The sequence below is a fragment of the Streptococcus sp. 151470009-6 genome (assembly GCF_053628175.1).
Genome location: NZ_JBSEZF010000001.1, coordinates 539,174 through 561,001, shown reverse-complemented (window position 1 = coordinate 561,001; position 21,828 = coordinate 539,174). Strand labels below are relative to the sequence as shown.

At 37.9% G+C, this 21,828-nt stretch carries 27 protein-coding genes and 2 pseudogenes; 11 read left to right on the top strand and 18 right to left on the bottom strand.

From position 1 onward, the window contains the following. The first annotated feature begins 123 nt into the window (after nucleotides 1–123). The 8 genes from ACUW6H_RS03000 (at nucleotide 124) to ACUW6H_RS02965 (ending at nucleotide 9,817) form a co-directional block, all read left to right on the top strand. Nucleotides 124–2,253, top strand: coding sequence for a Tex family protein (locus ACUW6H_RS03000; RefSeq protein ID WP_454360966.1), 2,130 nt, complete (start codon nucleotides 124–126; stop codon nucleotides 2,251–2,253). Continuing rightward, nucleotides 2,240–2,689 carry a SprT family protein gene (locus ACUW6H_RS02995; RefSeq protein WP_000778616.1) on the top strand — a complete coding sequence of 150 codons (450 nt, stop codon included), beginning with the start codon at nucleotides 2,240–2,242 and terminating at the stop codon, nucleotides 2,687–2,689. The genes ACUW6H_RS03000 and ACUW6H_RS02995 overlap by 14 nt, the downstream gene beginning before the upstream one ends. 59 nt (nucleotides 2,690–2,748) lie before the next feature. Next, the gene (locus ACUW6H_RS02990; protein ID WP_001092797.1) at nucleotides 2,749–3,021 is read left to right on the top strand and encodes a PspC domain-containing protein; all 273 of its coding nucleotides are present in this window, start codon (nucleotides 2,749–2,751) and stop codon (nucleotides 3,019–3,021) included. A gap of 112 nt (nucleotides 3,022–3,133) precedes the next feature. Further along, complete coding sequence (locus ACUW6H_RS02985; RefSeq protein WP_454360963.1) at nucleotides 3,134–4,822, top strand: hypothetical protein; 1,689 nt, start codon at nucleotides 3,134–3,136, stop codon at nucleotides 4,820–4,822. A 10-nt stretch (nucleotides 4,823–4,832) separates the two neighbouring features. Continuing rightward, the gene (locus ACUW6H_RS02980) at nucleotides 4,833–5,561 is read left to right on the top strand and encodes a hypothetical protein (RefSeq protein WP_454360961.1); all 729 of its coding nucleotides are present in this window, start codon (nucleotides 4,833–4,835) and stop codon (nucleotides 5,559–5,561) included. 2 nt (nucleotides 5,562–5,563) lie between these two features. Next, complete coding sequence (locus ACUW6H_RS02975) at nucleotides 5,564–6,685, top strand: AAA family ATPase (RefSeq protein WP_454360959.1); 1,122 nt, start codon at nucleotides 5,564–5,566, stop codon at nucleotides 6,683–6,685. 383 nt (nucleotides 6,686–7,068) lie between these two features. Then, on the top strand, nucleotides 7,069–7,827 hold the full coding sequence (locus ACUW6H_RS02970) for an ABC transporter ATP-binding protein (RefSeq protein WP_000173369.1): 759 nt from the start codon (nucleotides 7,069–7,071) through the stop codon (nucleotides 7,825–7,827). A gap of 1 nt (nucleotide 7,828) precedes the next feature. Then, nucleotides 7,829–9,817: an ABC transporter permease gene (locus tag ACUW6H_RS02965; protein ID WP_454360955.1), complete on the top strand. Its 1,989-nt coding sequence runs from the start codon at nucleotides 7,829–7,831 to the stop codon at nucleotides 9,815–9,817. Nucleotides 9,818–9,856: 39 nt separating this feature from the next. Here the strand turns inward: ACUW6H_RS02965 and ACUW6H_RS02960 are convergent, their stop codons facing one another. Next, a complete protein-coding gene (locus ACUW6H_RS02960) occupies nucleotides 9,857–10,552 on the bottom strand; it encodes a VIT1/CCC1 transporter family protein (RefSeq protein WP_093585511.1) in 696 nt (231 codons plus the stop codon). Nucleotides 10,553–10,757: 205 nt separating this feature from the next. Between ACUW6H_RS02960 and ACUW6H_RS02955 the strand changes: the two genes are divergently transcribed. Genes ACUW6H_RS02955 through ftsY form a run of 3 tightly spaced genes read left to right on the top strand, consistent with a single transcriptional unit; the run spans nucleotide 10,758 to nucleotide 13,681 of the window. Further along, complete coding sequence (locus tag ACUW6H_RS02955; protein WP_454360953.1) at nucleotides 10,758–11,549, top strand: Cof-type HAD-IIB family hydrolase; 792 nt, start codon at nucleotides 10,758–10,760, stop codon at nucleotides 11,547–11,549. Continuing rightward, the gene (locus tag ACUW6H_RS02950; protein ID WP_454360951.1) at nucleotides 11,549–12,367 is read left to right on the top strand and encodes a Cof-type HAD-IIB family hydrolase; all 819 of its coding nucleotides are present in this window, start codon (nucleotides 11,549–11,551) and stop codon (nucleotides 12,365–12,367) included. The genes ACUW6H_RS02955 and ACUW6H_RS02950 overlap by 1 nt, the downstream gene beginning before the upstream one ends. A gap of 3 nt (nucleotides 12,368–12,370) precedes the next feature. After that, entirely contained in the window at nucleotides 12,371–13,681 is a 1,311-nt protein-coding gene (gene ftsY, locus ACUW6H_RS02945; RefSeq protein WP_454360949.1) for a signal recognition particle-docking protein FtsY, read from the top strand. A 424-nt stretch (nucleotides 13,682–14,105) separates the two neighbouring features. Here ftsY and ACUW6H_RS02940 read toward each other — a convergent pair whose 3' ends face one another. The 17 genes and pseudogenes from ACUW6H_RS02940 to ACUW6H_RS02860 form a co-directional block, all read right to left on the bottom strand. After that, nucleotides 14,106–14,606, bottom strand: a complete 501-nt coding sequence (locus ACUW6H_RS02940; RefSeq protein ID WP_454360947.1) for an SMI1/KNR4 family protein — start codon at nucleotides 14,604–14,606, stop codon at nucleotides 14,106–14,108. 407 nt (nucleotides 14,607–15,013) lie between these two features. Beyond that, nucleotides 15,014–15,265, bottom strand: a complete 252-nt coding sequence (locus ACUW6H_RS02935) for an RHS repeat-associated core domain-containing protein (RefSeq protein ID WP_454361278.1) — start codon at nucleotides 15,263–15,265, stop codon at nucleotides 15,014–15,016. 109 nt (nucleotides 15,266–15,374) lie between these two features. Then, entirely contained in the window at nucleotides 15,375–15,824 is a 450-nt protein-coding gene (locus ACUW6H_RS02930) for a hypothetical protein (protein ID WP_268705162.1), read from the bottom strand. Nucleotides 15,825–15,839: 15 nt separating this feature from the next. Continuing rightward, nucleotides 15,840–16,019 (bottom strand): hypothetical protein, encoded by a 180-nt coding sequence (locus ACUW6H_RS02925; protein ID WP_142320621.1) that lies wholly within the window; start codon nucleotides 16,017–16,019, stop codon nucleotides 15,840–15,842. A gap of 32 nt (nucleotides 16,020–16,051) precedes the next feature. Beyond that, nucleotides 16,052–16,375 (bottom strand): hypothetical protein, encoded by a 324-nt coding sequence (locus tag ACUW6H_RS02920; RefSeq protein WP_061586953.1) that lies wholly within the window; start codon nucleotides 16,373–16,375, stop codon nucleotides 16,052–16,054. A 196-nt stretch (nucleotides 16,376–16,571) separates the two neighbouring features. Then, nucleotides 16,572–16,847 (bottom strand): hypothetical protein, encoded by a 276-nt coding sequence (locus ACUW6H_RS02915; protein ID WP_033629652.1) that lies wholly within the window; start codon nucleotides 16,845–16,847, stop codon nucleotides 16,572–16,574. A gap of 2 nt (nucleotides 16,848–16,849) precedes the next feature. Continuing rightward, nucleotides 16,850–16,978: a hypothetical protein gene (locus ACUW6H_RS02910; protein ID WP_263283991.1), complete on the bottom strand. Its 129-nt coding sequence runs from the start codon at nucleotides 16,976–16,978 to the stop codon at nucleotides 16,850–16,852. Nucleotides 16,979–16,995: 17 nt separating this feature from the next. After that, nucleotides 16,996–17,130, bottom strand: a pseudogene (locus ACUW6H_RS02905) (RHS repeat-associated core domain-containing protein); the annotation flags it as partial. 45 nt (nucleotides 17,131–17,175) lie between these two features. Continuing rightward, nucleotides 17,176–17,628 carry a hypothetical protein gene (locus ACUW6H_RS02900; RefSeq protein ID WP_454360943.1) on the bottom strand — a complete coding sequence of 151 codons (453 nt, stop codon included), beginning with the start codon at nucleotides 17,626–17,628 and terminating at the stop codon, nucleotides 17,176–17,178. Nucleotides 17,629–17,660: 32 nt separating this feature from the next. Beyond that, the gene (locus ACUW6H_RS02895; RefSeq protein WP_454360941.1) at nucleotides 17,661–17,972 is read right to left on the bottom strand and encodes an RHS repeat domain-containing protein; all 312 of its coding nucleotides are present in this window, start codon (nucleotides 17,970–17,972) and stop codon (nucleotides 17,661–17,663) included. A 170-nt stretch (nucleotides 17,973–18,142) separates the two neighbouring features. After that, nucleotides 18,143–19,102: a hypothetical protein gene (locus tag ACUW6H_RS02890; RefSeq protein ID WP_454360939.1), complete on the bottom strand. Its 960-nt coding sequence runs from the start codon at nucleotides 19,100–19,102 to the stop codon at nucleotides 18,143–18,145. Beyond that, a pseudogene (locus tag ACUW6H_RS02885) lies at nucleotides 19,077–19,304 on the bottom strand (RHS repeat-associated core domain-containing protein); the annotation flags it as partial. The pseudogene ACUW6H_RS02885 and the gene ACUW6H_RS02890, both read right to left, overlap by 26 nt. Before the next feature lie 27 nt (nucleotides 19,305–19,331). After that, nucleotides 19,332–19,583 (bottom strand): hypothetical protein, encoded by a 252-nt coding sequence (locus tag ACUW6H_RS02880; RefSeq protein WP_045610482.1) that lies wholly within the window; start codon nucleotides 19,581–19,583, stop codon nucleotides 19,332–19,334. A gap of 26 nt (nucleotides 19,584–19,609) precedes the next feature. Beyond that, nucleotides 19,610–19,945: a DUF6984 family protein gene (locus tag ACUW6H_RS02875; protein ID WP_444817840.1), complete on the bottom strand. Its 336-nt coding sequence runs from the start codon at nucleotides 19,943–19,945 to the stop codon at nucleotides 19,610–19,612. Next, nucleotides 19,935–20,456: an RHS repeat-associated core domain-containing protein gene (locus tag ACUW6H_RS02870; RefSeq protein WP_454360936.1), complete on the bottom strand. Its 522-nt coding sequence runs from the start codon at nucleotides 20,454–20,456 to the stop codon at nucleotides 19,935–19,937. The genes ACUW6H_RS02875 and ACUW6H_RS02870 overlap by 11 nt, the downstream gene beginning before the upstream one ends. 354 nt (nucleotides 20,457–20,810) lie before the next feature. Further along, nucleotides 20,811–21,089, bottom strand: coding sequence for a DUF7710 domain-containing protein (locus tag ACUW6H_RS02865; protein WP_444817842.1), 279 nt, complete (start codon nucleotides 21,087–21,089; stop codon nucleotides 20,811–20,813). A gap of 23 nt (nucleotides 21,090–21,112) precedes the next feature. Then, complete coding sequence (locus ACUW6H_RS02860) at nucleotides 21,113–21,697, bottom strand: hypothetical protein (protein WP_209283186.1); 585 nt, start codon at nucleotides 21,695–21,697, stop codon at nucleotides 21,113–21,115. Nucleotides 21,698–21,828: the final 131 nt, after the last annotated feature.

Sequence of the window (21,828 nt, the reverse complement as noted above, 5' to 3'; positions counted from 1 at the left end):
TTCTAAATTCTACCTCTATTATACTATTATTTTGAGGAAAAGGGATTATTTTTATTTTGATAATCAAAGAGGCAAAAACAGGTAAGGTGAAACAAGCCTTGTCCCTTATGGTATAATAGGTTTATGGATAAAAAATATGAAAAAATTTCCCAAGATTTGGGTGTAACCTTAAAGCAAATCGATACCGTTCTAAGTTTGACAGCCGAAGGGGCGACGATTCCCTTCATCGCGCGTTATCGGAAGGACATGACTGGTAGTCTGGATGAGGTGGCGATTAAGGCTATTATTGACCTGGATAAAAGTCTGACTAATCTCAATGACCGCAAGCAAGCTGTCTTGGCTAAGATTCAAGAACAAGGTAAGCTAACAAAGGAATTGGAAGAAGCTATTCGAAATGCTGAAAAGTTAGCAGACGTAGAAGAACTTTACCTACCCTACAAGGAAAAGCGTCGGACCAAGGCAACCATTGCCCGTGAAGCTGGACTCTTTCCTCTTGCTCGCTTGATTTTGCAGAATGTTATTAGCTTAGAGAAAGAAGCTGAGAAGTTTGTCTGTGAAGGATTTGCGACTGGTCAAGAAGCCTTGGCAGGTGCGGTTGATATTTTGGTAGAAGCCTTATCCGAAGATGTCAATCTACGTGCTATGACCTATCAGGCAGTGTTGAGACACTCTAAAATCACTTCGCAGGTTAAGGATGAAAATCTTGATGAAAAACAAGTTTTTCAGATTTATTACGATTTTTCAGAGACAGTTGGCAACATGCAGGGCTATCGTACCTTGGCCCTTAATCGTGGTGAAAAACTAGGCATACTGAAAGTCGGTTTTGAACATGCGACGGATTGTATCCTAGCTTTCTTTGCTGCTCGTTTCAAGGTGAGAAACGCCTATATTGATGAAGTTATCCAGCAATCTGTTAAGAAAAAGGTCTTGCCTGCTATCGAGCGCCGTATTCGGACAGAATTGACTGAGAAAGCAGAAGAAGGGGCTATCCAACTCTTTTCAGACAATCTGCGCAATCTCCTCTTGGTTGCTCCGCTGAAAGGGCGCGTGGTTCTAGGCTTTGACCCTGCCTTTCGTACAGGTGCCAAGCTGGCTGTCGTTGATGCAACGGGGAAAATGCTGACAACACAGGTCATTTATCCCGTAAAACCAGCCTCAGCTCGTCAGATTGAAGAAGCCAAGAAAGACTTGGCCGACCTGATCGGTCAATACGGTGTGGAAATTATTGCCATTGGAAACGGAACGGCCAGTCGCGAAAGTGAAGCCTTTGTGGCGGAAGTTCTGAAAGATTTTCCAGAAGTCAGCTATGTTATCGTCAATGAAAGTGGCGCTTCGGTTTATTCTGCTAGTGAACTTGCTCGCCAAGAGTTTCCAGAATTAACGGTTGAAAAACGCTCTGCTATCTCAATCGCCCGTCGTTTGCAAGATCCCCTTGCTGAATTGGTAAAAATCGATCCCAAGTCAATCGGTGTTGGTCAATACCAGCACGATGTCAGTCAGAAGAAACTATCTGAGAGTCTGGACTTTGTCGTCGATACCGTAGTTAACCAAGTCGGTGTCAATGTCAATACAGCTAGCCCAGCTCTTCTATCTCATGTCGCTGGACTCAATAAAACCATTTCTGAAAATATCGTCAAATACCGAGAGGAAGAAGGAAAAATCACTTCACGCGCTCAAATCAAGAAGGTTCCCCGTCTGGGTGCTAAAGCCTTTGAGCAAGCTGCAGGTTTCCTTCGTATCCCTGAAAGTAGCAATATCCTCGATAATACAGGAGTTCACCCAGAAAACTACGCTGCAGTCAAGGAGCTCTTCAAACGTTTAGATATTAAAGACCTAAACGAAGAAGCACAAAATAAGCTTAAATCCCTTTCTGTCAAGGAAATGGCGCAAGAACTAGACCTCGGTCCAGAAACCCTTAAAGATATCATTGCTGACCTTCTCAAACCAGGTCGTGATTTCCGTGACTCTTTTGATGCACCTGTGCTTCGTCAAGATGTCTTGGATATTAAAGACTTAAAAATCGGCCAGAAGCTGGAAGGTGTGGTACGGAACGTCGTTGATTTCGGTGCCTTCGTTGATATCGGGATTCACGAGGACGGCTTGATTCATATTTCCCATATGAGTCGCAAATTTATCAAACATCCCAGCCAAGTGGTGTCAGTCGGAGATTTGGTAACGGTTTGGGTCAAGAAAATCGATACGGAACGTGAAAAAGTTAATCTGTCGCTCCTAGCTCCAGATGAAACTGACTGAGTACGTTCAGTCTGTTTCCCTAGAAGACTTTGGTAGACCTTTCACGCACCAAGCCCAGTGGAATTCTCGTCTGCGAACGACAGGTGGACGATTTTTCCCCAAGGATGGGCATTTGGATTTTAATCCCAAGGTTTATCAGGAACTAGGTTTGGAGGTTTTTCGGAAAATTGTGCGCCATGAACTCTGTCACTATCACCTTTATTTTCAGAAAAAGGGTTATCGACATAGGGACCGAGAATTTAAGGAACTATTGAAAGAAGTGGATGGACTGCGCTTTGTACCACCTTTGAAAACACAAACTCAAATTCCCTACCTAGTCTATCAGTGCCAATCCTGCCAGCAAAGTTATCAGCGTAAGAGAAGGATTGATACCAAACGCTATCGCTGTGGAGTTTGTCGGGGTAAACTCGTCATCATAAATCGGCCTAAGGACTGATGATGATAGTTCTGATTCATGCTATACTACTTGTAAGAATACCGAAAGAGGAAACAATCATGAATACAAAATTTTATAAAATGAGACGAAATCGTATGGTGTCAGGAGTTTTAGCTGGTCTATCAGACAAGTGGAATTTTGATGTAACCCTAGTCCGCTTTCTCTTCGCCATTTTTACCGTGGCAAATTTTGGAATTGGTGTGATAATCTACATCATCCTTGCCTCTATCCTGCCAACTAAGGAAGAAATCGAAGCCGAAATGTACGGAACAGGACCACGTAAACGCAAGGAAGCCCAAGCCATTGAAGACAATGATGGCTGGTTTTGGTGATAATAGTAGAAGTATGAACTTCGTCCAATAGGACGAAGTTTTTTAAACTTGTCAAATCAAATCCTGAAATGTTATAATAAATCAATGAATACAATAATTTAGAGAGATTAATATGGCTAACGAAAATAAAACGTTTGAATTACAAAGTTCTGAAATTGACTTTGACTATGAACAGTTACTTGAAATAGAAAATTCTTTAGAAAATAACCTTAAGGATGTTGTTGAACACATAGAGCAACTTGATATAGATAGAGAAAAATTACAAAATAATGAATACCTTCAAGAATCTATTGAAAATATAGTTTGGGAACAAGTACAACTTCAACTTGCTGCCCAAATAGGTGAAGAGTTTATTAAAGATAACAATGGTCAAACTCTAGATTTACGAAAAGATGCACATATACAAACTGCTGAAAATTTTGAAAAAGGAAAACTAGCAACTCATAATAGAGACGTTGATTATCAAGAAAGATACGATACTTGGCAAAATAATTTTGTTAAAGATGACTTAGGAAATATTAAAACACACTCAACTCGTTCAGGAAAAATTGTAAATACTTTAACCAAAGATGCGAGAAAACCATTTGACGCAGGACGACCAACAGGTTCAAAAGAAAAAGGAACTCAGATGGATCATACAGTTTCTGCAGGAGAGATTATACGTGATCCAAAGGCAAATGCTTTTTTGACAAAGGAAGAGCAGATTGCTTTTGCAAATAGTAAAGTTAACCTTAACGAAATTAGGAGTGATATTAATCAAGCTAAAGGTGATCAATCAACAACTGAATTATTTGATAATCCAAATTCTAAAGGGCAATATGCTAAAGAAGTCCATAATATTAGTTCAAAAGAAGAGAAACAGTTAAGAGAGAAAGATAAAGAGGCACGCGCTGAATACGACCGAGTAAGAGACGAAGCTGAGAAGCGAGCTATAAAATCTGGTAAAAAATCAAGACGTGACGAGGCGTTAAAAGTTTCCGGAAAAGCTCTGAAAGCAGCGCTTTTACAGTTACTATCAGAATTTTTGCGAGAGTTAATTTCAAAATTTATCTCTTGGCTTAAAGACACAGAGAGAAACTTATCAACTTTTATTGAAAAGGTAAAAGAGGCCATCATTTCATTTGTAAACAACTTATCAAATCACTTATTAAACGTTGGGAAATCAGTGGTTACTATGATTGCTTCTGCGATAGTTGGACCTGTAATTAACACTTTTCTAAAAGCATGGACATTTATACACCAAGGTTGGAAGTCATTAAAAGAAGCGATTGATTATCTAAATAATCCAGAGAACAAAGAAAAAAGTGTTCAGATAATGATGCTAGAGATCGGTAAAATTGTTGTTGCAGGTTTAACGGCTACAGGTGCTATTGTAGTGGGAGAAGCATTAGGAGCATCACTAACAGCAAGTTTTCCAGTTTTGGCTATCTCTATACCACTTTTGGGTACAATTGGTAGTGTTATTGGAACATTTATGGGAGCGACCTTATCTGGAATTATTGGCGCTTTTGTATTAAAAATGATTGATCAGCAAATTGTCAATAAACAGATTACTGAATTAAGTTCTAAGAAAATTGATCAAAATAATGAAATGTTAGTAATCAAAGATCAATTACTAGATGTAAAGACCATAAAGCTTCAAGTAGAAAAAGATTCTGTTATCAATACTATTAAGGAAAGACATGATCTGGCTGCTTCAATAATGAAAGAAAAGCTATCAGATATTTTTGCAGAATCTACAAGAGACGATAAAAGTGACTTTGATGAGATTGATAGTTTATTACAAGAATTATTAGATTAGGGAGATAAATATGGAACAAGAAGTAATTGAGCAAGAACAGGAAAAATTTGAAATAAATATTAGCCCATATGATTTCAACGAAGCTAAAGAGCACCTGAAAGAATTTGCTGAACAAAGTCGAGATGATTTGTATTTTGATAAGGTTAGAACTCATGAAGAATTCTTTGGTTTTGGTCTTGATTTTGTTGAGCATGGAGTTACTGGTAAAGAGTTTAACACTTTAGTAGAGCAAGTTCAAAATTACATTTCAAGATTTTATGAAGATCAACTGAAATTAACAGAAGAATTTGGTCAAGTTTATAAAGCTTTAGAGGGTCTAGATAAAGGTTATATTCAAGCGATTGTTACTACAGTGGCGGCAAATGAACATACCAATAAGAAAATTCAGAAAGAACAAGCTCGTATTGATAAAACAATTGAGAAGCAAGCATCTACACTCCAAGTACTAAAGCAATTTAAAGAAAAATTCAATGAAAACAATCATAAAGAAGCCATTGAGGAACATGAGGAGCGACTTTCAAAATTAGACGATAGAATTGTAAGCTTAGAGGATACAGTAAACGCGCTTCCTTTGGAGCCTGTCTCGCATACTTCTGAAATTGAAGAACTCAGAAAAGAATTGAAAGAAAGTAAAGAACAAATTAAACTTATTTCTAGTCGACTTTTAACTGTTTTTATCATATCTGGAGTATCTATCGGAATGTTGATAATCACTTTACTATTTATGTTTTTGAGGTAATTATGACTGTATCTCGTGACAAGCTAATTGAGAGCGCCAAAAAATTGGATCGACAACTAGGTAACGAGTCGACTTTTCTCACAAAAGTGAATGAGATTATAATTGATCATTCTAACACAAATAAAGTAGCAGATCTATATAAATCTATATATTTATTTCAAAAAGAGAATAAAATAAGCAAGATAAGTCAAACGCTAAAAGAATTATCTGATAATTTAGCTTGTTATTTAGGTTACTCTTATCTTTTTGAAATACTAGGGAAGGAGCTAGGAAAACGTAACAACTCTTCTTTGGATGAATTGATGAAGGAATTAAATCAATTAGTTGGTTTACAAAAAGTTAAAGAGGAAGTTTCGAGGTTAGTTATATATCAAAAGGTTCAGTCCAAAAGAAAAGAGTCTGGGCTAAAAGTACCAAAGAGAACTTTACATATGGCGTTTATGGGGAATCCTGGTACTGGAAAGACGACAGTGGCCAGAATTGTAGGTCGGATGTATTATCAATTAGGCCTTCTTTCAAAGGGGCATTTTACCGAAGTCTCCAGAACGGATTTAATTGCTGGTTATCAAGGTCAAACAGCTTTAAAAGTAAAAAGTGTCATTGAAAAAGCAAAAGGTGGCGTTTTATTCATTGATGAAGCTTATAGCATTACAGAAAATGACAATACTGATTCATATGGCCGAGAATGTTTAACAGAATTGACAAAGGCTTTAGAGGATTCAAGAGATGATTTAATTGTTATTGTTGCTGGATATACTGATCCAATGAATCATTTTTTTGAATCGAATCCTGGTCTGAAGTCTCGCTTTAATTATTTTATAAATTTTGAAAATTATTCTTCTAAAGAATTGTTAGATATTCTTGAAACTCTAGCAAGAAAAGACGACTACCAGATAGATGACAAGCTGAAAGAAATATTATTAAATTATTTTAATGATAAGTTAGAAAGCAATCCCACCAATTTTTCTAACGGTCGTTTCGTTCGAAATCTTTATGAAGATTTAATAATGAATCAAGCTGTTCGAATAGATCAAAGAGAAAATTTTACTTCAAAAGATTTAACTTTGTTGATAAAAGAAGACTTTTCTTTAGAAGAAAACTGTTCTGCTTATATAGAAATATAATTAATTGAAAGAATACATCATCAAATTGTAGCTACATTTCTTACTGATTGATGTAGACTGAATAGTGAATTTTAACCCTTGCATCCGCAAGGGTTTTCTTCTTGTATTTCATTTATGGTAAAATATTGATAGCGAAATTGCTTGATATTCTTCAATCTTACAAAAATGTAAGATTAAAGTCTCTTTTGTAAGGTTAGGTTATGGCAGGCCACCTTTTTTTGCGATAAACTAGACTCATAAAGAACAAAGGAGCAAAACCATGAAAAGAATTTTACAAAAGAAAACAAGAAAACCAAGTCAAAAAGATATCGAGCGTGTTCAACTGGGATGCGCTATGATGCAAGCACAGTTTCAAATGATGGGATATTAAGAAGGAGAAAATCATGACACTTTTAGATGTAAAACACGTTCAAAAAATCTACAAAACACGTTTCCAAGGCAATCAAGTAGAAGCCCTCAAAGACATTCACTTTACAGTAGAAAAGGGTGACTACGTTGCTATCATGGGAGAGTCTGGCTCAGGGAAGTCTACCCTACTCAACATCCTAGCCATGCTGGATAAACCAACTCGTGGTCAGGTTTACCTAAACGGAACAGACACAGCAACCATTAAAAATTCTCAGGCTTCTAGCTTCCGTCGTGAGAAGTTGGGATTTGTTTTCCAAGACTTTAACTTGCTAGATACTCTATCGGTCAAAGACAATATCTTGCTTCCGCTAGTGTTATCACGAAAACCCATCACAGAGATGATGAAAAAATTGGTAGTGACAGCTGAAAATTTGGGCATCAACCAATTGCAAGAGAAGTACCCTTACGAGATTTCAGGTGGTCAAAAACAGCGGGTAGCAGTTGCACGCGCTATCATCACAGAGCCTGAAATTCTTCTTGCGGATGAGCCGACTGGGGCACTTGACTCCAAGTCATCTGCAGCTCTTCTAGATGTTTTTGATGAAATCAATGAGCGCGGGCAAACCATTCTCATGGTAACCCACTCAACCGCAGCAGCCAGCAGGGCCAAGCGCGTTCTCTTTATCAAGGACGGAATCCTCTATAACCAAATCTACCGCGGAGACAAGACAGAACGTCAAATGTTCCAGGAAATCTCTGATACCTTGACTGTTATGGCGAGCGAGGTGAATTAGTATGTTTCGATTGACCAATAAGTTAGCGGTATCGAACTTAATCAAAAACCGCAAACTCTACTATCCCTTTGCTTTAGCTGTTCTCTTGGCTGTGACCATTACTTATCTCTTTTACTCATTGACCCTTAACCCTAATATTGGCAAGATTAGGGGTGGAGAGACTATCTCTATGACACTCGGTCTTGGTATGGTGATTGTCACCATAGCCTCTGCCATCATCGTCTTTTATGCCAATAGTTTCGTCATGAAAAACCGTTCCAAAGAACTAGGGATTTATGGCATGTTAGGATTAGAAAAACGCCATTTGATCAGTATGGTCTTTAAGGAGCTCCTTATTTTTGGCTCCCTAACCTTGACAGCTGGACTTGGGCTAGGAGCTCTCTTTGATAAGCTCATCTTTGCTCTGCTTCTGAAGCTAATGAATATGAAGGTGGAGCTCGTAGCGACTTTCCAACCAAGCGTCTTTATCCTAGTTAGCCTTATTTTTGGAGCTATTTTCCTAGGTTTGGTTTTTATCAATGCCTTTCGTATTGCACGCATGAATGCCCTTCAGCTCTCTCGTGAGAAGGCCAGTGGTGAGAAAAAAGGACGTTTCTTGGGCTTGCAAACGATTCTTGGATTAATCAGTTTGGGTTCAGGATACTACCTAGCAGTGACAGTTGAAAATCCTTTAACTGCACTCATAATTTTCTTTGTAGCAGTCTTGCTGGTAATCTTTGGTACCTATCTCTTGTTTAATGCAGGGATTACAGTATTCCTACAAATCTTGAAGAAAAACAAGCGTTATTATTACCAACCCAACAACATGATTTCCGTATCCAATCTCATCTTCCGTATGAAGAAAAATGCGGTTGGTCTTGCGACGATTGCCATTCTTTCAACCATGGTCTTGGTGACCATGTCTGCTGCAACTAGTATCTTCAAGGCTTCAGAAACCTTCAAGAAATTCATGAATCCACATGATTTTGGAATTACAGGGCGAAATGTTGAAAAAGAAGATTTAGATAAACTTTTGAGTCAATATGCTAGTGATAAGGGATTAACTGTCACCAAAAAAGAAGTCTTTCGTCATAGCAGTTTTGGTATCGAGAGCCAAGATGGAACCAAGCTCCGTATCTTTACAAAGGGGAATAACTTCGTTCAGCCGAAAACCATTTTTATGGTCTTTGACCAAAAAGACTATGAAAACATGACTGGTCAAAAACTCCCCCTTTCAGGCAATGAAGTCGGCTTGTTTACCAAGAATAAGGTACTTGAAGGACAGAAAGAACTCACTCTAAATGATCAGACCTACACAGTTAAAGAAGAAATTAAAAATGATTTTATTCTGGAACATGTGCCAAATCAGTATAACATTCTCACATCGGACTACAATTATCTTGTTGTTCCTAATTTGCAGGCCTTTATTGATCAATATCCTGATTCCTCTCTCTTTGATCAACTTTATGGTGGTATGAATGTAACAGCTAGTGAGGAAGAACAGCTCAAACTCGCTGACGACTTTACAGAATACCTTCGTAACTTCAATAAAGATTTAAACAAAGAGGGAAGCTATGTATTCGGAAGCAATCTAGCTGATAGCAGTGCGCAAATTAGTGCCCTTTATGGAGGTGTCTTCTTCATCGGTATTTTCCTTTCTATCATCTTTATGGTGGGAACAGTCCTGGTTATTTACTACAAACAAATTTCTGAAGGCTATGAAGACCGTGAACGTTTCATCATTTTGCAAAAGGTTGGACTCGATCAAAAGCAAATCAAGCAAACGATTAACAAACAGGTTCTAACTGTTTTCTTCCTTCCATTGCTCTTTGCCTTCCTACACCTTGCTTTTGCCTATCATATGCTTAGCCTCATCCTAAAAGTCATTGGCGTGCTGGATGCGACCATGATGTTGACTGTCACTTTGTCCATTTGTGCCATCTTCCTCATCGTCTACGTTTTAATCTTTATGATTACCTCAAGAAGCTATCGCAAGATTGTGCAGATGTAAAAAAGATACCTCGATGCTGGTCGAGGTATTTCTTTTAGCTTAGATACTAAAGAGTTGTCCCAAGAGGAAGGTTACTCCCATGGTCAGAAGTCCGATACAGAGGTTACGGATCATAGCTGTTTTCGTAGGAGCCTTGCCTAATTTAGCACTGGTATAGCCGGTGACGAGAAGGGAAAGGGCCACGATAAAAACAGTAGCAGGAATGCGATAGTCACTTGGAAAAACGGTGATCGAAAGCATAGGAGGAAGACTTCCCAGTACAAAGGCGATAAAGCTAGAGATCGCAGCATGCCAAGGGTTGGTAAACTCTTCGTACTCGATACCGTATTTTTCCTCAACTAAGGCTTTGAGTGGATTTTTCAAAAAGGCTTTGTTGGTCAAGAGTTGAGCTGACGTTTCACACTCACCATTTTGTAAGTAAGCAGCATAGAGGGATTGTTTTGCTGATTCGATGTCCTTATCCAAGAGTAATTGCTCTCTAGCAACAGCGGCTTCTTCTGTGTCTTTCTGAGTGGATACAGAGACATATTCGCCACCTGCCATAGAAAAAGCACCAGCGAGGATAGCGGCTAGTCCAGATAAAAAGATAATCCAGATATTGCTGGTCGCACTAGCAACCCCGATAACCACTCCAGCAATGGAAATAATCCCATCATTGGCACCGAGAACGCCCGCGCGTAGGATATTGAGTCGTCCTGCAAAGTTTGCATCAATTTCATGTTTCAATTCTGTCATAGTCATCTCCTTTCTCTCCATTATAGAGAAAAGAGTAGGGGAATACAAACTTTTTAAACTATCTGAAAAAAGTTCTACGATTCTAATTTTTAGGCCCTTTGAAGTTTCTCCGAAAAAGTAGTGCTATCCTACTGTACTGGACCTTTTTAAACTTATCTATGGTATAATAGAAGGTAGATTTATCAATTGGAGTATGAAGGATTTTATGATTAAACTTGTAGCAACCGATATGGATGGAACCTTTCTGGACGGAGAGGGTCGGTTTGATATGGAACGCCTCAAAAACTTACTTGTTTCCTACAAGGAAAAGGGGATTTATTTTGCTGTGGCTTCGGGTCGTGGTATCTTGTCCCTGAAAAAGCTATTTGCGGATGTGCGTGATGAAGTGATTTTTATAGCTGAAAATGGGAGCTATGTTGAGTTTCATGGGGAAAATATGTACGAGGCTACGATGTCTCGGGACTTTTACTTGAGCACTTTTGAAGCTTTAAAGAAATCACCTTATTTTGATGAAAGAAAAATGCTTCTGACGGGCAAAAAAGCTTGTTATGTATTGGATACAGTGGATGAGACTTATCTCATGATTAGTCGTCACTACAATGAGAATATTCAGAAAGTAGCGAGTCTGGAAGATATCACAGATGAGATTTTTAAATTTACTACGAACTTCACAGAAGATACGATAGAAGCTGGTGAGGCATGGGTCAACGAAAATGTTCTTGGTGTGAAAGCCATGACAACTGGTTTTGAATCCATTGATATTGTCTTGGACTACGTTGATAAGGGTGTGGCTATTGTTGAGCTAGCCAAAAAACTGGGGCTTAGCATGGATCAGGTCATGGCTTTTGGCGATAATCTCAATGACCTTCTCATGATGCAGGTCGTCGGGCATCCAATCGCTCCTGAAAACGCGCGACCAGAGATTTTAGAATTGGCAGAAGCAGTGATTGGCCACCATAAGGACCAGTCAGTAATGGCTTATATGGAGGGCTTGTAATGGCAGATATTAAATTGATTGCACTTGATTTGGATGGCACCTTGCTGACAACGGATAAAAAGCTGACAGATCGAACTAAGGCAGTCCTAAAAGCTGCGCGTGATCGTGGCATCAAGGTCGTACTGACAACAGGGCGTCCTCTGAAGGCTATGGATTTCTTTCTCCATGAGCTAGGAACAGATGGACAGGAGGATGAGTACACCATCACTTTTAATGGAGGGCTTGTCCAGAAAAATACGGGGGAGATTCTCGATAAAACAGTCTTTTCAATCGACGATGTGGCACGATTGTACGAGGAAACTGAAAAACTAGGGTTGCCGTTAGATGCCATTTCAGAAGGAACAGTCTATCAAATCCAGTCGGACCAAGAAAGTCTCTATGCTAAGTTCAACCCAGCCCTGACTTTCGTACCTGTCGCTTTTGAAGATCTATCTAGTCAGATGACATATAATAAATGTGTGACTGCCTTTGCCCAAGAACCTTTGGATGCAGCGATTCAACAGATTTCTCCAGAATTGTTTGACCAATATGAAATCTTCAAATCGCGTGAACTCTTATTGGAATGGTCGCCGAAAAACGTCCACAAGGCAACAGGTTTAGCGAAATTAATTAAACACCTAGGAATCGACCAAAGTCAAGTCATGGCTTGTGGGGACGAGGCCAATGACCTTTCTATGATTGAGTGGGCAGGTCTGGGAGTTGCCATGCAAAATGCAGTTCCAGCAGTTAAGGAAGTTGCTAATGTCGTTACCCCCATGACCAACGACGAAGAAGCCGTTGCCTGGGCTATTGAAGAATACGTGCTAAAGGAGAATTAGAATATGGGATTATTTGACCGTTTATTCGGAAAAAAAGAAGAGCCGAAAATCGAAGATATTGTAAAAGAAGCTCTGGAAAATATTGATTTGTCAGAAGAGGTTGAAGAAAACCAAACGGCTATCGAAGAAACAAGTCAGGAAGAGATAACAAGGGAAAAAGTGGAAGAAACTCTTGCTCAAGAAGAAATTCCTCAAGTCTCGACAGAAGAAGTGATTGAACCAGAAGCAGTCGAAGAAACTGCTCAGGAAGAGGTTGAGCTAGAAGTTGATGAGACAGAGCAAAGCCAAGAGACGGAAGAAGCTCTAGAAGAAGAGAACCAAGAAACTGTAGAGTTCGAAGAAGGGTTAGCTACTGAAGTAGTAGAAGAAGAACTTCCTCAGGCTGAGGAAACTGTTCAGGAAAAATATGACCGCAGTCTCAAGAAAACGCGTACGGGATTCGGAGCACGCTTGAATGCCTTCTTTGCCAACTTCCGTTCTGTTGATGAAGAATTCTTCGAAGAATTGGAAGAACTGCTCATCATGAGCGATGTCGGTGTTCAGGTTGCTTCAAACTTAACAGAAGAACTACGCTATGAAGCTAAACTCGAAAATGCTAAGAAGCCTGATGCACTTCGTCGTGTCATTATCGAGAAATTGGTTGAACTCTATGAGAAGGATGGCAACTACGATGAACAAATCCATTTCCAAGATGGTTTGACAGTCATGCTCTTTGTCGGAGTCAATGGTGTTGGGAAAACAACTTCTATCGGGAAATTGGCTCATCGCTACAAACAAGCTGGCAAGAAAGTCATGCTGGTTGCGGCAGATACCTTCCGTGCTGGAGCTGTTGCCCAGCTAGCTGAATGGGGCCGTCGTGTGGATGTTCCTGTTGTGACGGGGCCTGAAAAGGCTGATCCAGCAAGTGTAGTCTTTGATGGGATGGAGCGTGCTGTAGCAGAAGGTGTTGATATTCTCATGATTGATACAGCAGGTCGTCTGCAAAACAAGGACAACCTCATGGCCGAGTTGGAAAAGATTGGTCGCATTATCAAACGTGTCCTGCCAGAGGCGCCACATGAAACCTTCCTGGCACTTGATGCCTCTACGGGTCAGAACGCTCTAGTACAGGCCAAAGAATTTTCTAAAATCACCCCTGTTACTGGTATTGTATTGACCAAGATTGATGGAACTGCCCGAGGTGGTGTTGTTCTGGCTATCCGCGAAGAACTCAATATCCCTGTAAAATTGATTGGTTTCGGTGAAAAAATCGATGATATCGGTGAATTCAACTCCGAAAACTTTATGAAAGGTCTCTTAGAGGGCTTGATTTAATACAAAATAAATAATCCTGCAAGATACACTTGCAGGATATTTTTATTATTCTAAACGACCTTGTTCACGATAGGCGATATCTGGTTAGCGCCTTTGTTGTAGGTATAGTGGCGGTTGAACGCAATACAACAAAGATTGTCTGAAAACAGCAACCGAGTGCGTACTACACACCCCCTATGTCAGGACTGAAGGTTTTGTGCGGGCTACGGCTTGCTGGTTGCGCTCAATCATGATGTGGTTACGGTAGGCAACACCACACAGATGTTTGCCGCTGCGGTCGTAAACGATAGTGAGAAGTTGAATTGTTAAAGAAGGGGAAAGACCGTCTGATAAGGCTTAGGATAGTGTTTTCAGACGGCATGGTGTTATTTTTGTTAGATTTGCTAAATAATGAATATTTTTAAAATTGGTTGTTCAAAATTTTTTAAATTTCCTCTAGTTTTTCTTTCATCAAGTTTTCTAGCCAGTCTTCAAATTTTTCAAATTCAGTATCCTCTTCCCACTCTTCAGGAGGAACATCAGGAAAAAAAACACCAAAATTTTCATTTTCTTTTGTAAGAAGGAAACCAGCTTGATCGCCAGTTCTTGGAATGGAAATAGTAATTAAGATATTAGGGAATAAATTACAATCAGTTCCTTCAAAAACTTGTTGTGACCAATCATAAAGCTCGTTAGGAGCTAAAAAATCGAATCCAGGTAGTAACTCATCTTGAAACAAAGTACAAGATCCTACTGTTAGAAGAAATTCTCTATATATTCTAGGGAATGTGACTTTATATTTTTTTTCAAAATCATTTATCTCATCTAAAGAAACATCATATCTTTTTTTAAAAATAAAATTTGATTTTCCATAATTAATTAAGTTTCCATTACTAGATTTGATTAAATCTTGTATATCTACAAGAATTTTTTTGAAATTATCCATAAATTAATATCCTTCATTCAATTTTTATATCTATTATCTAGGAACAATATAGTTAATTATTCCTGTTGAGGGTGCTATATGGCAAATGTGTTCGTAGGGCAGACCCAGTACCGTGTATAGTTCCAGTATGAGGGTGTTTCACAGGAGTTGGACTCCACCATGTATTTGAACCACCATTTTTAAGTGGAATTATATGATGAGGAGTGGCTCCTGCAGGCCATGTATGCCCTGTTCCAAGTTCCCACTTTCGTATTAAGCTTTTTTGTCTTCGAGAAAAGTTTCTACGCATCATGCGATTTTGTTGGACGCTTCTTTGTTTTGCACTAGGTAGTTTATCCTTAATCAAACATTTTTGTCTTTGACTAACAGGAATCAGTGACCACTTATCAACATCATCCATAATATCATCATACTGGAATAATTCTTCTAAGCTTCTTATTCCGTTTTCTCTTCAAACCTAATGGACCAAACCAAGCATTTGTATTAGAAGCAAAACTATACAAATTGCTCCCACCTAATAGTAAGATAGGATCCTGGTTCACAAACCGACCCGCATCAGGCTCATAATACCTGAAGAAGTTGTAATGCAGCCCCGTCTCACGGTCGGCATACTGGTTCTGCAGGCGGAAGGGGTGGTATGCGCTATCCGTTACCTTGATTTCCTCTTTCAGACAATCTTACTGGAACATTGAGTCTCAACCTAACCTAGGACAACTATTTGAATTTCTGTTTAGTCATAATCAATTAATATTCAACGCTTAATTATATTTATTTATCAAAAGCGGTTGGATCAAAAACAGAGATATATTTTATATTCATTTTGATAGCTTCTTCGAACGGAGGGTCATCTTCAGAAACTTCCAGTGCAATTCCTTCAATAATTTTTGAAAAAAAAGCTTCTTCACATTCATCGTAATAGAAACCTAAATTAGAATTTAAGATATCATTAATAGGTATTCCTATTTTAATAGTTCTGAATTTGCCTTGATATCCTTCTAATGCAGAAATTTTATAAATTTCTCCTGAAGTAATATCTACGTTAATTTCAATTGGGATATCAGTAAATATATATCTGCATGAATAAATATTAGTTTGAAAAAATTTTAATTTTCCATTTAAATTATATTCATTAATGATACTGGAGTAATTTTTAATATTGTCTTTTAATCTGATTCCCCCTAAACTCTTCGCGGGGATAATTTCATCATAAATATTCATTATCAACCTTTCATATTATTCTGCAGGAAATCTTTGCGTTCCACCTTTACCAGAAGATACTTTCCAATAAGGTGCTCCCTCATAATGCCTAGGGCTCCCTGGGTGGTATTGAATGTAACGATCAGTAAATTCATTACCCCGTGAATTTAATTCTCTTAATGTAAATCCTTTATTGTCTCCACGAGTTTTACTCATTACGTCTTGCTGTATAGTTTTTAATTTGAGGATCAAATTTGTTGTGAACCATCAAAATTTGTGTCTAACCCATCTATATATTTCTCAAAATCAAGGTGATATAGTTTTTTTAAATTTCTAATCCAGATAACAAATTCAAAGAAAGTCTTAATATTTTCATCTGTTATTTCAAATATCCCGTTGTCTTGGTGAGATTCTTGGATAGCTGAGATAATTCTTTTAAATATTTCTTTATTTTTCCTAATTTCATCAATAGGTAACGTTTGTAATCTATCGATAAAAAATAATTCATCCTCAATACTTAAAATAGAGGGTAAGTTTTCCAATTTTTCATTTAGTTTAAAAATAGTATTCATATTATTTCCTGGTTAGTATGGTTTGACCTTTTTCATCGGGATGTCGAGGATATTGTGGGCGGGATTGAAGGCGAACAGTTCGCTACTGGCTTTGCCTTTTCAGACGGCCTAGGGGGGGCGAGTTCGTAACGGCTGGCGAGCTTACCTTTATGTTTTGTTGGGTCTCGTCGACCCAACCTATGGTCTAAAAATGGTCTTAAAGAGGCTTTTTACCTTTAAATACATTAAATCTTGATAGATTTGCTCCTTTTGATTGAATATGTTTTATAGCTAATTCAAATTCATTAAATTCATTGAATTCTTCTATCTCATAATCTTCAGCCTGATCCAATTTATTTTTGGGTACCGTATAGTAATATGTAATATAAATTCCATTACTTTTCTTAATAGCAAACACTTGATAAACAACTTCTCCATCAATTTCAATAAGTTCATCATATCCTTTTGTTTGTAAATTAGTTAAATTTAACATATCTATTTTCCTATAATATCAATAAGTACTTGTTTTCCATCCGGACATCTAATATTTATATGCGGGTATTTTCCATGTCCTGTTCCTTTTGGATTATCATGTTCTTTACAACGCCCCGTTTCTTTATACATAGCATAATCTTTTCCTGATTCACAAACCGCCCGGCATCCTGTTCATAATACCTGAAGAAGTTGTAATGCAACCCGGTTTCTTTATCAAAGTATTGGTTTTGAAGTCGGAACGGCTGATGCGTGTTCTTGTAAAACCTTTCATCCTTTTTCAACGATCTCAAAGAAGATAGTGAGGTCGTCCTTACACAATTTAGATTCTAAATAGGGTTATCTTGTAGAAAGGAGTACCACATATCATCTATATCAGCACCATCAAATATATATTTATATCCACTTCCAAATATATATTCCTCAATAAATGAAGAGAAAGGAATACTTTTTCTACTATCAACATTAAATGTTACTTGATCATTGAGCCTATTTAAAAAAATTGGTTCATATAAAACTTGTCCTATTTCATAAGTATAGTCTTGTAAATTTTTTGGTACTCTATACTGTCTATCCAATATCTCTTCTGTACCCCATAATTCTATATCTCCAAAAGAACCCCCATTACATAATAATAAAAATTGTTTATGTTCAGGTGCCAAAAATTGCTCTAGCTGTTCACTTATCCTATCCGCACCTTGAGGAATATTTCCGTATAAAGGAGCATCAGGTAAGTCAGACAAACAATTTCTATAATGTTTAATTATTTGAGATAAGTTCATAACAACCTCCAGTCATAAATGTGATTAATATTCTACAGAATACGTATTTTTATAGGAGTACCTACAGGTAAATACCTTATTTGAGCCCAAATTTGTATATTTGGTGCAAACTGATACCGATTATCTCCACCCCACAACCCAATCGGATCTTGGTTAATGAAACGCCCTATCTCCGCCTCGTAATACCGCATCAGATTGTATTGCAGCCCTGTCTCTTCATCGAAGTATTGGTTTTGCAGTCTGAACGGCTGGTGCGCGTTCTTGTAAACCCGCCCGTCCTTTTTCAGACAACCCCAGGCGGTGTATTCGCCGTACCACAACAGATTACCGTGGATGTCGGTCATCTCCCTCGGTATGCCGATGTGGTCGCAGTGGAAGTAGTGGGTCTGTTGGTCGCTTTCTCCGTCTTCATTAATGGGGTTTCGATAGGCGAAACCGCTTGCGTACGGTACACAACCTGCATATTCAGGCTACAACTTGCTCTTGTGTAAACAACTCGACGATTTCTAGCATATTAGTCATGTGGTTTGTTATTAAAAATATCTAACCATGCATCCTGTGTAAAGACTATTTCCTCGTAATTAATACCATCATCGATATCGCTGACACCAATGACATAAATTAGAGCATTGTCATCTTCTAGTATGCTCGATTCAAAATTTTCTAGACTTGGATTATTTTGAAATGAGCTTATGAAATTTGGGATTTTATTTTCATTGCTCATAATAACTATAGTTGTTAGAGAGGGACCGCAATCATATAAAAGATTTTCAAAATAATCTTCGTCAATTGGTTTTAAAAATTCAATAATTCCTATACGACTTGGAATGAATTTTAACAAAAAACCACAAAAGCCATTTTTAAGGTTACCATGCCATATAATCTTAACATTATGATTTTTAGATAGAGATTCAAAAAATTTTAAATCTAACCCAGTTGCACATAAAAAGCAGCGGTAATTTGGACTCTTATTTACTTTTTCTAAAATATTTTTCAAGTTAATCTGAGTGTTTTTTTCACTGCTTTCTCTTTGAATTCTTTTATACATTTTCCAATCCTCTATATTTATTTGTTTTTTGATATGAAAATGCCCTGGATCTCTAGTTCTCCACCATAATTTACCTGGAGGCAGGTGTTTATTTCGAATATATTGATTAAACCTTCTTAGTGTGGGATTTCCTATTTGATTAACATATTTTCCATTTTTAGCTGGAGAAGCACCCCATGAAATAGAGTTTTTAGTTTTAAACCATCCAGACTTGCTATAGGATGGTTTCTTTCTTGCAGGGCCAAAGGCATTTTTACCTTTACTGGTAGCTAATTTGCCAGCCTTCCCTAATGTTGGTCCAGCTACTGCACCGATAGCACCACTAGTTGCAACGCTTCCATAGTCGATATCACTCCATTTTTTGCCATTTGCTATGTTAGAAACTACTTGAATGCAAGCATCAGTAGCAGCTCCAGAAGGCAGCAACAATTAATATTGGAATGAATGCAATGTTTCCACTTGGATCAACCCAGATTTGCACATTAGGTGCAAATCTATATAAATTCTCTCCACCAAGTAATCCGATTGAGTCCTGATTGATAAATCGCCCTGCATCCGACTCATAATACCTGAAGAAGTTGTAATGCAAACCGGTCTCTTCATCGAAGTATTGGTTTTGCAATCTAAACGGCTGATGCGCGTTCTTGTAAACCCTCTAATTCTTTTTCAGACGACCTAGGGGATCGAGTTCGTAGCGGCTGGAGAGTTTGCCCTGTGTGCGGAAGATTTCGCGGTGCAGCTTATCGTGTTCGATGTCGGTGATGACTTCGTCGTCGAGACTGATTTGGTGCAGGTGTCCGCTACCGTAATACAGGTAGTTGATCTGTCTGCCGTCAGGGGCGTATTGGTAAGCGGTTTCCTGAACCTTGTCGTTATCGCGGGCGAAGGTGCGAATCAGCCGTCCCAATACATCTCGTTTGGATTCGGTTTAGATTATTCTTCATTTGGATAGGCTAACAGTGGGCTAAAATCTACCTTCCATATATCTAGTTCATATAATCTTCCATCGCTATAAGAGTATAACGTCGCTAATACAGGGACATCATCTTTGTCATTAAATTGATATTCTGATATAGCTATAATTTCTAGATTGTTTTTTTCATTATGCTCATTTAAAAATGAAATGCTACCCATCCCCTCATCATCAAGAGAAATAACACTATCAGTAAAAGAGGTTTTTAAACTATCATATTGGGGCTTTTTATTAGCCAATAAAATTTTGAGTAGATTAACCTCATTACTTGTAAGCGGTCGTTTATTAAATTCCATGTATCCTCCCTACATTTAAAGTACCATTTTTTAATTTAAATGCTGTATATTGAATATCTATACCATTTACTGTAATTTTTTGATTAAAAGGTTTGCCATTTGGGACTTGATTAGCACATTTGGATAAATCGGCTATTACTGCTTTTTTTACTAACTCTCTATCTAATCCTAAATCATCAGTATGCCGAAAGGCGTGATAAATTTGATTAGGATTACTTCCAAACTGTATATTTAATAGACCTAATGGGTCAAACCAAGTTTTTGCGTTAAATGCAAATTGATAAAAATTCTCCCCACCCCATAGCCTAATTGGATCCTGATTCACAAACCGACCCGCATCAGGCTCATAATACCTGAAGAAGTTGTAATGCAGCCCCGTCTCGTGGTCGACGTACTGGTTTTGCAGGCGGAAGGGCTGGTATGCGTTATCCGTTACCTTGGTTTCCTCTTCTAGACAATCCCAGCCGGTATAGTTGCCGAACCATAAGAGGTTGCCGTCTTTATCGGTCATCTCACGCGGGATACCGATTTGGTCGCAGTGGAAGTAGTGGGTCTGTTGGCGGTTTTCGCCGTCTTCGGTTGTCCAATCGTGGACTTGCGCTAAAGGCTTGTAGGAATCTTGATCGGTGTAGATATAGGTATACCTGCCGTCCGCGTACACTTCCTGTAAGAGGTGGCTGCCGTCCCAAACGAAGCGGGTTTGGTTTTCGAGGCCGTTCCCGCTTAAATCATGCGGGAATGACGTTTCTGAAACTTCTTTGTCTTTCAGACGGCCTTGCAGGTGTATTGTGTCTTAACCCAACCTACGGCTACTACATGATTCAATTTTATCTTGCTAGTCGATTGTATTAGTAATTTTGGTGTTTTAATTTACCTCAATTCCATCAACATATTGAGAATCCTCAATATATACAGTTGAGAAGCTTTGTATAAAGTCGGGAGTTTTTTGGTCATCTCTTTTGGGTTTGAAGAATCCTTTCATAATTGTCCAATCGTATATAGATATATCAATAGGGTACTTTGATAACGTTCCACTAATTTTATATTTTTCTATCCATTGAACAGCTTTTTCTTTAGTTGAAAAGATAGCCGATGGGAAGCTTGCTCTGCTTCCTTGAACAACCCACATGTAAAATTCATTCATAGTCATGTCCTTTTTAGTTTTGTTTAAGTTGTTTGTACGAAGAATAATCCACCAGATAGATCTCGATTTATAAAAATATATCCGATGTTCTCAGTTAGATAAAAAATTTCATTTACTTTTTCAGGTAGATCCATTCCTAAGATTTGACCTATGAAAATATATTTTTCTAGAAAATCATCACTCTCTTGCTGTAAATATTCAGGTCGTCCTCCTAAAAAACTCATTTCATCTAAATTCTCAATAGGATTAATTGGATAAAATTTATCTAGGTTAAACTTGAACTGATGTTTATCTCCGATGATAACTCTCGTGTATCCTTGAATAGCATCGTCAATTTCAGTAATGTAGTCAAGAAAATAATCTTCTTCATCATAATAAGAAAAAACGTAAATTGCTTTATCTTTATATTCCTTATCCTGAAAATCTGTTTTTAATTGAGGTGCAATTGTTAATAGATTTTCAATTGGTATAAAAGCAACCAATGCTAACTCATGACCATCTGGCGCTATCACTTTATTTGAATAGTCTAAATCTAGCCCAACTAATATATTATTTATATTGGGTTTACAATCTAAAAAGTTAAAATTAACGTATCCATTTTTTTTCATTTAAATTCTCCTAAAAATTTAAGGGCATTTCTTACCTGCTTTTTTCAATTTTCTAAGAAATTTATTGGCTTCTTTTCTTAATCCTCCTCCTCCAGAAGTTTTAGGTTTGTAAAGATAATCGGCTAAATCTT

Coding starts and splice junctions, on each gene's coding strand:
- ACUW6H_RS02970 (WP_000173369.1), top strand. CDS start 7,069: ATGACACTTTTAGATGTAAAACACGTTCAAAAAATCTACAAAACACGT.
- ACUW6H_RS02985 (WP_454360963.1), top strand. CDS start 3,134: ATGGCTAACGAAAATAAAACGTTTGAATTACAAAGTTCTGAAATTGAC.
- ACUW6H_RS02875 (WP_444817840.1), bottom strand. CDS start 19,945: ATGGAATTTAATAAACGACCGCTTACAAGTAATGAGGTTAATCTACTC.
- ACUW6H_RS02865 (WP_444817842.1), bottom strand. CDS start 21,089: ATGAATGAATTTTACATGTGGGTTGTTCAAGGAAGCAGAGCAAGCTTC.
- ACUW6H_RS02955 (WP_454360953.1), top strand. CDS start 10,758: ATGATTAAACTTGTAGCAACCGATATGGATGGAACCTTTCTGGACGGA.
- ACUW6H_RS03000 (WP_454360966.1), top strand. CDS start 124: ATGGATAAAAAATATGAAAAAATTTCCCAAGATTTGGGTGTAACCTTA.
- ACUW6H_RS02960 (WP_093585511.1), bottom strand. CDS start 10,552: ATGACAGAATTGAAACATGAAATTGATGCAAACTTTGCAGGACGACTC.
- ftsY (WP_454360949.1), top strand. CDS start 12,371: ATGGGATTATTTGACCGTTTATTCGGAAAAAAAGAAGAGCCGAAAATC.
- ACUW6H_RS02930 (WP_268705162.1), bottom strand. CDS start 15,824: ATGAATATTTATGATGAAATTATCCCCGCGAAGAGTTTAGGGGGAATC.
- ACUW6H_RS02870 (WP_454360936.1), bottom strand. CDS start 20,456: ATGACCGATAAAGACGGCAACCTCTTATGGTTCGGCAACTATACCGGC.
- ACUW6H_RS02895 (WP_454360941.1), bottom strand. CDS start 17,972: ATGACCGACATCCACGGTAATCTGTTGTGGTACGGCGAATACACCGCC.
- ACUW6H_RS02900 (WP_454360943.1), bottom strand. CDS start 17,628: ATGAACTTATCTCAAATAATTAAACATTATAGAAATTGTTTGTCTGAC.
- ACUW6H_RS02950 (WP_454360951.1), top strand. CDS start 11,549: ATGGCAGATATTAAATTGATTGCACTTGATTTGGATGGCACCTTGCTG.
- ACUW6H_RS02860 (WP_209283186.1), bottom strand. CDS start 21,697: ATGAAAAAAAATGGATACGTTAATTTTAACTTTTTAGATTGTAAACCC.
- ACUW6H_RS02995 (WP_000778616.1), top strand. CDS start 2,240: ATGAAACTGACTGAGTACGTTCAGTCTGTTTCCCTAGAAGACTTTGGT.
- ACUW6H_RS02915 (WP_033629652.1), bottom strand. CDS start 16,847: ATGTTAAATTTAACTAATTTACAAACAAAAGGATATGATGAACTTATT.
- ACUW6H_RS02925 (WP_142320621.1), bottom strand. CDS start 16,019: ATGAGTAAAACTCGTGGAGACAATAAAGGATTTACATTAAGAGAATTA.
- ACUW6H_RS02920 (WP_061586953.1), bottom strand. CDS start 16,375: ATGAATACTATTTTTAAACTAAATGAAAAATTGGAAAACTTACCCTCT.
- ACUW6H_RS02940 (WP_454360947.1), bottom strand. CDS start 14,606: ATGGATAATTTCAAAAAAATTCTTGTAGATATACAAGATTTAATCAAA.
- ACUW6H_RS02910 (WP_263283991.1), bottom strand. CDS start 16,978: ATGTATAAAGAAACGGGGCGTTGTAAAGAACATGATAATCCAAAAGGA.
- ACUW6H_RS02975 (WP_454360959.1), top strand. CDS start 5,564: ATGACTGTATCTCGTGACAAGCTAATTGAGAGCGCCAAAAAATTGGAT.
- ACUW6H_RS02990 (WP_001092797.1), top strand. CDS start 2,749: ATGAATACAAAATTTTATAAAATGAGACGAAATCGTATGGTGTCAGGA.
- ACUW6H_RS02980 (WP_454360961.1), top strand. CDS start 4,833: ATGGAACAAGAAGTAATTGAGCAAGAACAGGAAAAATTTGAAATAAAT.
- ACUW6H_RS02965 (WP_454360955.1), top strand. CDS start 7,829: ATGTTTCGATTGACCAATAAGTTAGCGGTATCGAACTTAATCAAAAAC.